The sequence below is a fragment of the Microbacterium sp. SW12 genome, assembly GCF_055391095.1.
In genome coordinates, this window is sequence record NZ_AP024335.1 from 1269953 (window position 1) to 1282941 (window position 12989).

General features: G+C 66.5%; 10 protein-coding genes and 1 pseudogene. 10 read left to right on the plus strand and 1 reads right to left on the minus strand.

Annotated elements, in window-relative coordinates; all coding sequences use genetic code 11:
• From dnaE to MICSW_RS06415, 8 genes are all read left to right on the plus strand, one after another.
• Entirely contained in the window at window positions 1-3519 is a 3519-nt protein-coding gene (gene dnaE, locus MICSW_RS06380) for a DNA polymerase III subunit alpha (RefSeq protein ID WP_347424498.1), read from the plus strand.
• An 85-nt stretch (window positions 3520-3604) separates the two neighbouring features.
• Window positions 3605-4906 (plus strand): histidinol dehydrogenase, encoded by a 1302-nt coding sequence (hisD, locus tag MICSW_RS06385; protein ID WP_464497841.1) that lies wholly within the window; start codon window positions 3605-3607, stop codon window positions 4904-4906.
• Window positions 4907-4918: 12 nt separating this feature from the next.
• Complete coding sequence (nrdR, locus tag MICSW_RS06390; protein WP_228178605.1) at window positions 4919-5392, plus strand: transcriptional regulator NrdR; 474 nt, start codon at window positions 4919-4921, stop codon at window positions 5390-5392.
• A gap of 2 nt (window positions 5393-5394) precedes the next feature.
• Window positions 5395-6423, plus strand: a complete 1029-nt coding sequence (locus tag MICSW_RS06395) for a quinone-dependent dihydroorotate dehydrogenase (RefSeq protein ID WP_292726468.1) — start codon at window positions 5395-5397, stop codon at window positions 6421-6423.
• A 145-nt stretch (window positions 6424-6568) separates the two neighbouring features.
• Window positions 6569-7549 (plus strand): TauD/TfdA family dioxygenase, encoded by a 981-nt coding sequence (locus MICSW_RS06400; RefSeq protein ID WP_464497846.1) that lies wholly within the window; start codon window positions 6569-6571, stop codon window positions 7547-7549.
• A gap of 81 nt (window positions 7550-7630) precedes the next feature.
• Window positions 7631-8683, plus strand: a complete 1053-nt coding sequence (locus MICSW_RS06405) for a sugar-transfer associated ATP-grasp domain-containing protein (RefSeq protein ID WP_464497848.1) — start codon at window positions 7631-7633, stop codon at window positions 8681-8683.
• Window positions 8646-9338, plus strand: a complete 693-nt coding sequence (locus MICSW_RS06410) for an alanine racemase C-terminal domain-containing protein (RefSeq protein ID WP_443477362.1) — start codon at window positions 8646-8648, stop codon at window positions 9336-9338. Before MICSW_RS06405 ends, MICSW_RS06410 begins: the two co-directional genes overlap by 38 nt.
• Window positions 9335-10366 carry an alanine racemase gene (locus tag MICSW_RS06415; RefSeq protein WP_292734140.1) on the plus strand — a complete coding sequence of 344 codons (1032 nt, stop codon included), beginning with the start codon at window positions 9335-9337 and terminating at the stop codon, window positions 10364-10366. The genes MICSW_RS06410 and MICSW_RS06415 overlap by 4 nt, the downstream gene beginning before the upstream one ends.
• A 117-nt stretch (window positions 10367-10483) precedes the next feature.
• Here the strand turns inward: MICSW_RS06415 and MICSW_RS06420 are convergent.
• Window positions 10484-10933, minus strand: a pseudogene (locus MICSW_RS06420) (DUF3043 domain-containing protein); the annotation flags it as partial.
• A 159-nt stretch (window positions 10934-11092) separates the two neighbouring features.
• Here MICSW_RS06420 and MICSW_RS06425 point away from each other — a divergent pair.
• Window positions 11093-12487 carry a dipeptidase gene (locus MICSW_RS06425; RefSeq protein WP_228178612.1) on the plus strand — a complete coding sequence of 465 codons (1395 nt, stop codon included), beginning with the start codon at window positions 11093-11095 and terminating at the stop codon, window positions 12485-12487.
• 85 nt (window positions 12488-12572) lie between these two features.
• Window positions 12573-12938 carry an iron-sulfur cluster insertion protein ErpA gene (gene erpA, locus MICSW_RS06430; RefSeq protein ID WP_228178613.1) on the plus strand — a complete coding sequence of 122 codons (366 nt, stop codon included), beginning with the start codon at window positions 12573-12575 and terminating at the stop codon, window positions 12936-12938.
• Window positions 12939-12989: the final 51 nt, after the last annotated feature.

Consider the following 12989-nt stretch of genomic DNA (forward strand, 5'->3'; position numbering starts at 1 on the left):
ATGGCGTCCGACTCCTTCGTCCACCTGCACGTCCACAGCGAGTATTCGATGCTCGATGGAGCCGCCCGGATCGGCGCGATGGTGCAGGAGGCTGCAGCCCAGGGGTCGCCGGCGATCGCCGTCACCGACCACGGAAACACCTTTGCGGCCTTCGAGTTCTACAAGGCGGCGAAGGATGCCGGCATCAAGCCGATCATCGGCATCGAAGCGTATGTGACGCCAGGCACGCACCGGTCCGAGAAGTCGCGGGTGCGGTGGGGGTCACCTGAGCAGAGCGACGACGACGTCTCGGGCTCGGGCGCGTATACCCACATGACGCTGCTGTCGGAGACGACAGCCGGGATGCACAATCTGTTCCGACTCTCATCGAAGGCCTCGATGGAGGGGTACTACTTCAAGCCCCGCATGGACCGGGAGCTTCTGGAGACCTACTCGAAGGGCCTGATCGCGACCACCGGATGCCCCTCCGGCGAGGTGCAGACCCGGTTGCGCCTGGGCCAATACGATGCGGCGCGCGCGGCCGCCGCGGAGTTCCAAGACATCTTCGGCAAAGAGAACTACTTCGCCGAGATCATGGATCACGGTCTCGACATCGAGCGTCGGGTGATGACCGACCTGCTGCGGATCGCGAAAGACCTCGATATTCCGCTCCTCGCGACCAACGACTCGCACTACACACACCAGCGTGACTCGAACAGTCATGCAGCCCTGCTCTGCGTGCAGTCGGGCTCGACGCTGGATGACCCGAAGCGGTTCAAGTTCGACGGCGACGGCTACTACATCCGTACGCCGGCCGAGATGCGCCAGATTTTTCGGCAGCATCCCGACGCCTGTGACAACACGCTGCTGATCGCCGAGCGCTGTGAGGTCGAGTTCAACACCAGCGCCAACTACATGCCCCGCTTCCCCGTGCCCGACGGCGAGACCGAGGAGAGCTGGTTCGTCAAAGAGGTCGAGGCCGGCCTCGAGGAGCGGTACCCGGCGGGGATCCCCGACGAGGTCCGCAAGCAGGCCGAATACGAGGTCGGCGTCATCGTGCAGATGGGGTTCCCGGGCTACTTCCTCGTCGTCGCCGACTTCATCAACTGGGCAAAGCGCAACGGCATCCGCGTCGGCCCGGGCCGTGGATCGGGCGCGGGTTCGATGGCTGCCTATGCCATGCGCATCACCGACCTCGACCCCCTGCAGCACGGCCTCATCTTCGAGCGGTTCCTCAATCCCGACCGCGTCTCGATGCCCGACTTCGATGTCGACTTCGATGACCGTCGCCGCGGTGAAGTCATCCAGTACGTCACCGAGAAGTACGGCGACGACCGGGTGGCGCAGATCGTGACGTACGGCACGATCAAGGCGAAGCAGGCCCTGAAGGATGCCGGTCGCGTGCTCGGATTCCCCTTCAGCATGGGCGAGCGTCTCACCAAGGCCATGCCGCCGGCGGTCATGGGCAAGGACGTGCCGCTGACCGACATGTTCAACAAGGATCACCCCCGCTACAAGGAGGCGGGGGAGTTTCGCACTCTCATCGAAACCGACCAGGAAGCCAAGACGGTCTTCGACACGGCGGTGGGCCTCGAGAACCTGAAGCGCCAGTGGGGTGTGCACGCAGCCGGTGTCATCATGTCGAGCGAACCGCTCATCGACATCATCCCGATCATGCGCCGTGAGCAGGACGGCCAGATCGTCACGCAGTTCGACTACCCGTCGTGTGAGTCGCTCGGCCTGATCAAGATGGACTTCCTGGGGCTTCGCAACCTCACGATCATCAACGATGCGCTCGACAACATCGAAGCCAACCGCGGTGAGCCCCTCGTCCTCGAGGAGCTCGACCTCGACGACCGGGCATCGTACGAGTTGCTCGCCCGCGGCGACACCCTCGGGGTGTTCCAGCTCGACGGCGGTCCGATGCGGTCCCTTCTTCGCCTCATGAAGCCCGACAACTTCGAGGACATCTCGGCAGTCCTCGCGCTGTACCGCCCGGGTCCGATGGGCGTGAACTCGCACATCAACTACGCCCTGCGCAAGAACAAGCAGCAAGAGATCGAGCCGATTCACAAAGAGCTCGAAGAGCCCCTCGCCGACATCCTCGACACGACCTACGGGCTCATCGTCTATCAGGAGCAGGTGATGGCCGTAGCCCAACGGGTCGCCGGCTACACACTCGGTCAGGCCGACCTGCTGCGCCGCGCGATGGGCAAGAAGAAGAAGTCCGAGCTCGACAAGCAGAAAGAGGTCTTCTTCGGCGGCATGACCGAGCGCGGGTTCTCGGATGCCGCGCAGCAGACCCTGTGGAAGGTGCTCGAGTCGTTCGCCGACTACGCCTTCAACAAGGCGCACACCGCCGCCTACGGGCTCGTGTCGTACTGGACCGCCTACCTGAAGGCCCACTATCCCGCGGAGTACATGGCAGCGCTTCTCACGAGCGTGGCCGACTCGAAAGACAAGATGGCGATCTACCTCAACGAGTGCCGACGGATGGGCATTCGGGTGCTGCCCCCAGATGTGAACGAGTCGATCCGCTACTTCGCGGCAGTCGGTGACGACATCCGCTTCGGGCTCGGCGCCGTGCGCAACGTCGGAGCTAACGTCGTCGAGGCCATCGTACAGTCGCGCGTGGATGAGCCCTTCGTGTCGTTCCACGACTTTCTCGCTCGGGTGCCGGTCTCGGTCGCGAACAAGCGAACGGTGGAGTCGCTGATCAAGGCCGGCGCGTTCGACACGCTCGGTGCGACCCGGCGCGCTCTCCTGGAGATCCACGAGGATGCCACCGAGCAGGCTGTGCTCGACAAGCGCCGCGAAGCCAACGGCGAGGTCGGGTTCGACTTCGATTCGCTGTGGGGAGCGGACGAACCGCAACAGGTCAACAAGGTTCCCGACCGCCCGGAGTGGACGAAGAAAGACAAGCTGGCTTTCGAACGCGAAATGCTGGGGCTCTACGTCTCGGACCATCCGCTCGCCGGCCTCGAGGTGCCCCTCGCCAAACACGCGTCGATCAACATCCATGACCTGCTGGCCTCCGAAGACCTGGCTGACGGCGATCAGGTGACCATTGCGGGCCTGGTGACGAGTGTGCAGCATCGCGTCGCCAAGTCCAGCGGCAATCCGTACGGCATGATCACCGTCGAGGACTTCGACGGCGAGATCACCGTCATGTTCATGGGAAAGACCTACACGGAGTTCCAGTCGATGCTGCAGGCCGACTCGATCCTCGTGGTCCGCGGACGCGTCTCTCGGCGCGACGACGGCATGAACCTTCACGCGCAGGCGGCGTTCTCACCCGACCTCGGCTCCGTCGACGAATCCGGACCGCTCGTGCTCGTGATTCCCGAGCAGCGGGCCACCGAAGCGGTCATCGGCGATCTCGCCGACTGCCTACGCCGTCACCGGGGAGACACGGAGGTGACGCTGCGCCTCCACAAGGCAGGCGTGGCGAAGGTCTTCGAGGTACCGCATCCGGTGAGCGTCACTGCCGACCTGTACGGCGAACTCAAGGGTCTGCTCGGCCCGCAGTGCCTCGGGTAGCTCCGCCCCGTACGGCGACCGAACTGCGTTCGGGCGATGCATGCCCTGGGCGCTTCACGCCTCGCGCGAGCGATAGCGTAGATGGATGCTTCGCACCCTTGATCTGCGCGGGCAATCCCTGTCGCCCGCAGAGCTGCTCGCCGCCGTCCCTCGCGCGACCGCAGCCCGTTCCGAGGCGCTCGCGACCGCCGCGCGCCTCGTCGATGACGTCGCCTCGCGCGGCGAGGCGGCGCTGCGCGAGCAGGCCGAACAGTTCGACGGGGTGACCGGTCACGACATCCGTGTTCCAGCCTCGCACCTCGACAAGGCTCTCGAGCAGCTCGATCCTGCGGTTCGCGCGGCGCTCGAGCAGGCCATCGACCGCGTGAGGGCTGCCTCGGCCGTGCAGGTTCCGCCGCCGACCACCACGACGCTGGCCCCAGGAGCTCTCGTTCACCAGCGGTGGCAACCGGTGCGCCGGGTCGGGGTGTATGTGCCGGGCGGCAAGGCGGTGTACCCCTCCAGTGTCGTGATGAACGTCGTGCCGGCCCAGGCGGCCGGCGTCGAGCAGATCGCTCTCGCGTCCCCGCCCCAGCGGGGAGAGGACGGGCGAGTCCACCCGGTGATTCTTGCCGCCGCGAAACTCCTCGGGGTCACCGAGGTGTACGCGATGGGCGGCGCCGGTGCGATCGGTGCATTCGCCTACGGGGCCGCGAGCCTGGGCCTCGATCCGGTGGATGTCGTGACGGGACCGGGGAACAACTTCGTGGCGGCAGCAAAACGCGCCGTAGCCGGTCGCGTCGGCACCGACTCGGAGGCAGGCGCGACCGAGATCCTCATCGTCGCCGACGACACCGCCGATCCGCGGCTTGTCGCTGCCGACCTCATCAGCCAGGCCGAGCACGACGAGCAGGCATCCGCGGTTCTCGTGACCACGTCGATGGGCCTGGCCGACGCTGTGCAGGCAGAGATCGGCGGGCTGGCCGCGCAGACTCTCCACGCCGCACGCATCGAGGTGGCGCTGACGGGACCGCAGTCCGCGATCGTGCTCGTCGACGACCTCGACGCCGCCGTCGACTTCTCGAACGCGTACGCTCCCGAACACCTCGAGTTGCACCTTGCCGACCCCGCTGCGCACCGGTTCGTGCACGCCGGGGCAGTCTTCGTCGGTCCCTATTCGCCGGTGAGCCTGGGTGACTACCTCGCGGGGAGCAATCACGTGCTCCCCACCGGCGGGCAAGCACGATATGCCGCAGGGCTATCGGCCTCGACGTTCCTGCGCCCGCAGCAGGTGATCGAGTATGACCGGGACGCCCTCGCGGAAGTCTCTGACGCCATCGTGGCGCTTGCGACCGCCGAAGTGCTCCCCGCGCACGGTGAAGCCGTTCGCGCGCGCTTCACCGCGTAGTCTGGGGCTGCTATGCACTGCCCTTTCTGCCGTCACCCTGACTCGCGCGTGATCGACTCCCGCACCAGCGACGACGGTCTCAGCATCCGTCGTCGCCGTCAATGCCCCGAGTGCGGTGGTCGCTTCTCGACCATCGAGACCGCGAGCCTGAACGTCATCAAGCGCTCGGGCGTGATCGAACCATTCAGTCGCGAAAAGGTCATGTCGGGGGTGCGCAAGGCCTGTCAGGGGCGCCCCGTGACCGAGGGCGATCTTGCCGTTCTGGCCCAGACGGTCGAGGAGGCGGTTCGACAGACCGGATCGTCGCAGGTCGACACGAATGAGATCGGCCTGGCGATCCTCGGGCCACTCCGCGAACTCGACCAAATCGCTTATCTCCGGTTCGCGAGCGTGTATCAGGCGTTCGATTCGTTGGAGGATTTTGAGTCGGCGATCGCACAGTTGCGTGCGGATCATCAACGCCTGGCATCCGACCTCGAGGAGTAAGCATGTACCCGTGGCTGTTTCGCACGTTCCTCTCGAGGATGGATCCGGAGACAGCACATCACGCGGCGATGCTCGTCATCCGGCTGCTCGGTTTCCCGCCGTTCTCGTGGGTGGCGCGGGCCCTCACCAAGCCTGATCCGTCGCTGCGCGTGCAGACGCTCGGATTGACCTTCGACGCGCCGTTCGGTGTCGCGGCCGGGTTCGACAAGGATGCCGTGGGCGTCGACGGTCTGCACGCTCTCGGTTTCGGGCATGTCGAGGTCGGCACCGTGACCGCGATCCCGCAGACCGGAAACCCGAAGCCGCGCCTGTTCCGCCTCATCCCGGATCGCGCTGTCGTCAACCGCATGGGGTTCAACAATCACGGGTCGTACGCCGCGGCGGGTCGGCTCGAACGCGCTCGTCGTCGGCGTCACCGCACGGTCCTGGGCGTCAACATCGGCAAGAGCCGCATCGTGGATGTCGAAAACGCGGTAGTCGACTACGTCACGAGCACGCGGCTTCTCGCGCCCGTGGCCGACTACCTCGTGGTCAATGTGTCGTCGCCGAACACCCCGGGTCTGCGGAGCCTGCAGGCAGTCGAGTCGCTAAGGCCCCTGCTGACCGCGGTGAAGGATGCCGCTGAAGATACCCCCCTGCTCGTCAAGATCGCGCCCGATCTCTCTGATGACGACATCCGCGATGTCACGGCCCTGGCGCTCGAACTGGGCCTGCAGGGCATCGTCGCCACGAACACGACAATCGCGCGCGATGACCTCGGGCTGGTCACCGACCCGGCGGTGGTCACGGCAGCCGGCGCTGGTGGGCTGTCGGGAAAGCCACTCGCTCCGCGCGCCCTCGAGGTGCTGCGTCTCGTTCGCTCCCTGGTGCCTGACAGTTTCTGCGTCATCTCGGCCGGTGGTGTCGAGACTGCTGCCGACGTCCGCGAAAGGCTGGATGCCGGCGCAACTCTGGTGCAGGGATACACCGGGTTTCTGTACCGAGGGCCGCTCTGGGCGCGGCAGATCAACCGGGGGCTTGTCCGCGCATGAGGGGCATCTGCCCCGAAGACTTAGGAAGCCCTAACTTCCTCGGGAATGCGGGGGACCTCCTCGGATATACTCCCGACAGCACAACACCGGCATTCGCGTCGTCGAGTGCTTCAGCGCGGCCGTCGCGCCATGGGAAGGAACCTCTGTGATCGAACGTCACATCAAGCCCGAAGTCGCCGCGATCTTCATCGATGTCGCCCGAGGCCGTCGGGGTATCTACTCCGATGACGCAGCCTTCGAGGAGCTGCTCGCCGAGGCGAAGGCAGCATTCGAAGCGGCCGACCCCGAGACCGTCGAGATCATCCGCCAGTTCGCGCGGGCCGAGGTCCCGGACGGGGGAGTACTCTTCCATGGCCTCACCGTCGATCAGGACGACATGGGTGAGAGCCCGCGGGACCCGGTTGCGTTCGAGGGTAAGGATCGTGACCCCGTGACGGAGGCTGCACTGTTGGCGTTTGCCTCGGTGGCCGGCGAGGTCTTCTCGTTCGCCCGTCAGCACCGCGGTGCGCTGATCCAGAACGTCACACCGATCCCCGGCCACGAGTACGACGCCGTGGGAACGGGAAGCCGGAGCTTGCTCGACTGGCACTCGGAGGATGCCTTCGACGACGCCCACCCGCAGTTCGTCGGCCTCTTCTGCGTCCGGGGTGATGAGCGCGTGCAGACGGCGCTGGCGCCGGTCGACCGTATCGACCTGTCGGCCGAGGATGAGGCGGTCCTCCGTCAACCGCGCTTCATGCACGGCATCGACAAGGCATCCGGCGGAACGGGTCGTCCCGAAGACGGTGTCCAGGGCGCAGCGCTCTACGGCGAGGACGGCAAGCGTTTCGTCCGCATCGACATGGACTGCGCCGCCGCCGTCACCGGCGATGACGAAGCTGCCGCGGCGCTCCAGGCCTTCCACGACGGCGCCGACAAGGAGGGCATCTATGTGACCCTCGGTGCCGGCGACATCCTGCTGTTCGACAACCGTCGCGTCATGCACGCGCGGACCCCCTTCGAACCCCGCTACGACGGCACCGACCGCTGGCTGCAGCGCGTCATCATCACCGATGACCTCGGACGCTCCGCCGACCGCCGCATCAACCACCACCGTGTGGTGGAAAACGAGCTGGTAGGCGCCTGACATTCGCTGATCGCACGCGGCCGGCGCCCCGACGGGTGCCGGCCGACGTGTGAGGGCAGCACCCTTCGGAAAGAGAGAGCGATGGCATCGCGAGGACTCGGTTCGCGCTTCGGTTACATGGTGGCCCGGTTGAAGGTCATCGACCTCCCCTCGGTCATCGAGCGCGCCCGCGAGGTATCAGCCCAGTTCCACAAGTGGACCCCAGCGGTGGTCGTGGACATGTTCTGGCAGGCGACCTTCCACCAGGTCGGCTTTCAGGACTATGTCGACTACGATTTCGCGATCCTGAACCGGCGCGAGCGGCGCACGATGATGACGCATCCGCACTCGAACAAGTACTCGTACACGTTCGATGATCCTGAGTACCGCGGGATCTTCTACGACAAGTGGGAGTTCGACCGCGTCTTCTCGGAGTACCTCGGTCGTGACTGGATGATGGTCACCGACGACAACGTCGACGAACTGCGCGCTTTCGGTGAGGCACATCCCGTGCTCATCACCAAGAAGCAGGCGGGTCGCTCGGGGGCTGCCATCAACCGGTATTACTCGACCGAGATCGAGGACTGGGCAGACTTCCACGCGCAGCTGCGCGAGCGCGGTGAGCTGCTGATCGAAGAGAACATCGTGCAGCATCCCGATGTCGCCGCCGTCTGTGCCGGCACGGTCAACTCGACCCGCGTCGCTGCGTTCTTCGACGGCGAGAAGACCCACATCCTCGCGATCGCGCAGAAGTTCGGTCGCGGTCAGGTCGCAGACCAGATGGACTTCGGCGGCTTCTACACGATGCTCGACCCCGAGACCGGAGCCTCGCTCGGCGACGGCTACGACTCGCACGGACACGTGCACAAGCTCCACCCCGATTCGGGCTACCCGATCGCTGATTTCCAGCTGCCGATGTTCGATGAGGTCATCGCCTTCGTCGACAAGGTCGCCCGTCACGTCCCGCAGGTGAAGTACGTCGGGTGGGACATCGCCGTGACCCCGACGGCCCCGTGCTCATCGAGGGCAACTGGGCCACGGGCGTCTACGAGAACAAGCCGAGCGTGCTCGGCATCCGTACCGGACACCGCCCTCGATACCAGAAGGCGATGGGCTTTTGATCAGTCCGACCGGGCCGCGCGTCCGGCTGAGTAGCTCGGCGCTTGTCGCCGGCGCCGGCCGGGCGATCGAGGCCGGGGGAGCGGATGCCGTTCCCGACCTCCGTCGCGATGCTTACGGCCACGGCGTGCAGTTCGTCGCTGAGACTCTGGCGCGGGTCGGCATCCGTGCGGCGATGCTCGACGCTGAATCCGTCGATGCAGCTCAGAGCATGGGGATCGCCCCGGCCGCGGACGCTCCTACGCTGGACCCCGCCGTGATCTTCGGTCTCCCCGGTGCCTCCGAGGACCCCGCCAGGCCGGTCATGAGCCTTCTCGGCTCCGTGCTCTCGATCAAGGCTCTGCGCGCCGGCGAGGGAGTCTCGTACAACTACACGCATATTGCCCCGCGGGACACACGGATCGCGCTCGTCTCAGGCGGGTTCGGCCAGGGGGTGGCGCGCTCGCTCGGCAACCAGGTCTCGGTCGAGGTGCGGGGTGCCCTGTATCCCATTGTCGGCCGGGTCGCGATGGATGTCTGTGTCGTGGACATCGGTGACGCCGACATCGCGCGCGGTGACGAGGTCATCTACTTCGGCGGCGACGGCCCGGCTGGTCCGGCGCTGGCCACGTGGGAGGCGGCATCCGGACTCACTGCTGCCGAACTCGTCTGTGCGCTGGGCCTGCGGCTACCGCGGGAGGTGGTCGCTTGAGCGCGCGGATGGTCGTGGACCTCGGTCGGATCCTCGCCGACATCGACGTGCTGCGGGGGCGCATCGCGCCGGCCGAGTACATGCTTGTTGTCAAGAACGACGCCTACGGCCACGGCGTCGATCGTGTCGTCGCCGCCGCTGCAGCTCACGGCGTGCGCTGGTTCGGGGCCTTCGACGTGCCGATGGGTGTCCGCACGAGAGCTGCCGCGGGCCCCGACGCTCGCGTCTTCTCGTGGGTGACGATCACCCAGCCCGAGATCGAGGTCGCGCTGGAGGCCGGCATCGAACTCGGCGTGGGTGATGCCTCGTACCTCGAAGACATCGCGACGGTGTCGGCGGGGCGAGGAGCTCCGGTGCACATCAAGATCGACACCGGACTTCACCGCAATGGTGTCAGGCCGGAGGCGTGGCCGGCGTTCGTCACCCGGGCCGCGGAGCTCGAGGCAAGCGGCGACATCCGGGTCGTCGGAATCTGGAGCCACATCGCCGAAACCAGCGACGAGGACGACGATCTGTCCCGTGCCGCGTTCCTCGAGGCGATCAGGATTGCCGAGGACGTGGGCCTGCGCCCTCAGGTTCGCCACCTCGCAGCCAGTGCGGCGGCTTTCGCACGGCCGGAGTTCCGGTTCGACCTCGTCCGCTTCGGTGCCTTCAGCTACGGCATCCGTTCGACGGGCGGCCCCGAGCTGGAGGGAATCGCGCCCGCGGCTACCCTGATCGCCACCGTGAGCGACGTCGGAGACTCTGCCGTCGCGGTCTCCTACGGGTATCTGGACGGCCTGCCGTCGACGCTTGCGGGTCGGATGTCGGTGGGAACTCCCGCTGGCCCGCGTCTCGTCCGCGAGATCGGCCCGGCGACGATGCTGATCGACCCGTGGCCGGGCGCCGCTGTCGAGGATGAGGTCTACCTCTTCGGCCCCGGAACGCGCGGCGAGTCCAGTGTGACGACTCTCGCGGAGGCGATCGGCACGGTCGGTGAAGAGATCATCGTCCGCGTCTCACCGCTCGTCCCGCGCATCTACATCTGATCCGAGGCACGCCCATGAGCGCGCGATCAGCGTCGCGCGGTGAGCGCAGCGGACGGGCACATGTCTCGACACCTGGCACCCCCGCGCAGCGGAGCGCGCCAAGCTGCTAGACCGATCTCAGGAGGGGTACTGGCCCCGGCGAACCTGGGCCTTGGGTAGGCGCATGAAGCGCATCTGGACGCTGCGCATCGAGGCGTACCAGCCGAGCCCCTTCTCAACCTTGCTTGCGCCGAACTTGTCGCGCACCGCGCGCTTGACGCGGATCGACGTGATGATCATGTCGCCGATCACGAAGAAGATGAACACCCACAGCGCCACGAACGCCCAGTACTGGATGAAGTTCAGCGGAATGAAGGTTGCGACGATGACCACGACCATCGCGGGCATGACTGCCTCGCCCAGGTGCCAACCGGCGTCCACGAAATCGCGGGCGAACTTGCGCTGCGGTCCCTGGTCGCGGGCGGGAAGGTATTTCTGCTCGCCGTTGGCCATGCCGATGCGGGCGCGTTCCCGGGCCGAGGCGAGCTCAGCCTTGCGCTGCGCCTTCGCTTCCTTCGTGTCGGGAACGAGCGGGCGCTTGCGTGCAGCCTCCTGCTCGGCGCGGCTCGGAGTCGCCTTTCCCTTGCCGACGGTCGACGTCGACGCGTCCTTCGGTGCCTCGGGGCGGGGGTCTTGGCCACGATGATCCTCGCTGTCGCGTTACGGGTAGTCCTTAAGATTACCCGCATGAGTGATATCGCCTCCCGTTCCGATGCTGTCCGTGACGCCGCCGAGACCGGCATCCCCCGTGCGCTGGCGGATTTGGGCGATCTGGTGCGGATTCCCTCGATCGCCTGGCCATCGATGGATCAGCAGCAACTCGTACGCAGCGCAGAGGCAGTGGCTGCCCTGGTCGAAGGCACGGGAGTGTTCGATGCCGTGACCATCAAGCGGGCAGCGATTCCCGGCACGGAGGAGTTCGGGCAGCCTGCCGTGCTCGCGACACGTGCAGCGAGGAACGGTCGCCCGACCGTCCTGCTGTACGCCCATCACGACGTCCAGCCCGTCGGTGACGAGGCGCTGTGGGAGACCCCGCCGTTCCAACCCACGGTTCGGGAGGGCCGGCTCTACGGTCGTGGCGCCGCCGACGACAAGGCCGGGATCATGGCGCACATCGGTGCGATCCGTGCACTTGTCGAGGCGCTGGGTCCCGACTTCGACCTCGGTCTCGCCCTGTTCATCGAGGGGGAGGAGGAGTACGGCTCGCGCTCGTTCGCGCAGTTCCTCAGCGACAACGCCGACGCGCTTCGCGCCGATGTGATCGTTGTCGCGGACTCGGGCAACTGGGACGACCGAACCCCCGGGTTGACGGTCTCGCTGCGCGGCAACGCGCGCTTCTCGATGCGGGTGCGCACGCTCGATCACGCATCCCACTCGGGAATGTTCGGGGGAGCGGTGCCCGACGCCATGCTCGCCACGGTCACGCTGCTGGCCACGCTCTGGGACGCCGACGGATCGGTCGGCGTCGAGGGCCTGAGCTCGCGCGAGGCCGAGACCCCTGAGTACAGCGAGAGCACCCTGCGCTCGGAGACGGGCCTGCTCGACGGGGTGAGCCCGATCGGCGCGGGATCGATCATCGGGCGGATCTGGAACAAGCCGTCGGTCACCGTGATCGGCATCGACGCCACCGATGTCGCCTCGGCCTCCAACACGCTCGCTCCGGAGGTGACCGTCGTCATCAGCGCGCGCGTCGCGCCCGGGCAGTCCGCGGCGGACGCCTACGCAGCGCTGAAGGCACACCTTCGCGCCCACGCGCCGTTCGGGGCTCGGCTGGAGTTCTTCGATGTCGACCTCGGCAACCCGTTCCTCGTCGACACGACAGGATGGGCGGTCCAGGATGCCCGCGAGGCACTCACCGAGGGGTACGGCGTCGATCCGGTCGATATCGGGGTGGGCGGATCGATCCCGTTCATCGCGGACCTGGTCCGCGAGTTCCCGGGCGCGCAGATCCTGGTCACGGGTGTGGAGGATCCGCACTCCCGGGCGCACAGTCCCAACGAGTCACTCCACCTCGAGACCTTCCGGCATGCGCTGATCTCCGAGGCGCTGCTGCTGGAGAAGCTGGACGCGCGCACGCTCTGACCCGCCCGCATTTCCGCCGTCCTCGCCGAGAGCGGGCGTAGAATTTCAGCATCCGCCCCGACGGCTTCAGCCGATAAGGAGAGTCATGACCGACACCGCACTGACCACGGACCAGACCGCCCGCGAGCACGGCGTCGCGCTCACCGACGCCGCCGCCGCAAAAGTCAAGAACCTGCTCGACCAGGAGGGCCGCGATGACCTCCGTCTCCGCGTGGCTGTCCAGCCCGGCGGATGCAGCGGACTCATCTACCAGCTGTACTTCGACGAGCGGTATCTCGACGGAGACAAGACCGTCGACTTCGAGGGCGTGGAAGTCATCGTCGACGACATGAGCGTCCCGTACCTGGACGGCGCAACCATCGACTTCAAGGACACGATCTCGGAGCAGGGCTTCACGATCGACAACCCGAACGCGCAGGGCAGCTGCGCGTGCGGTGACAGCTTCCACTGACCCAGAAGCTTCAGCCTGCGAGAAGGCCGACCTTCAGTATCCCGAAAGTGC

Excerpts from the sequence above, each read along its gene's own strand:
- dnaE (WP_347424498.1), top strand. The coding sequence starts at position 1 with ATGGCGTCCGACTCCTTCGTCCACCTGCACGTCCACAGCGAGTATTCG.
- hisD (WP_464497841.1), top strand. The coding sequence starts at position 3,605 with ATGCTTCGCACCCTTGATCTGCGCGGGCAATCCCTGTCGCCCGCAGAG.
- nrdR (WP_228178605.1), top strand. The coding sequence starts at position 4,919 with ATGCACTGCCCTTTCTGCCGTCACCCTGACTCGCGCGTGATCGACTCC.
- MICSW_RS06395 (WP_292726468.1), top strand. The coding sequence starts at position 5,395 with ATGTACCCGTGGCTGTTTCGCACGTTCCTCTCGAGGATGGATCCGGAG.
- MICSW_RS06405 (WP_464497848.1), top strand. The coding sequence starts at position 7,631 with ATGGCATCGCGAGGACTCGGTTCGCGCTTCGGTTACATGGTGGCCCGG.
- MICSW_RS06425 (WP_228178612.1), top strand. The coding sequence starts at position 11,093 with ATGAGTGATATCGCCTCCCGTTCCGATGCTGTCCGTGACGCCGCCGAG.
- erpA (WP_228178613.1), top strand. The coding sequence starts at position 12,573 with ATGACCGACACCGCACTGACCACGGACCAGACCGCCCGCGAGCACGGC.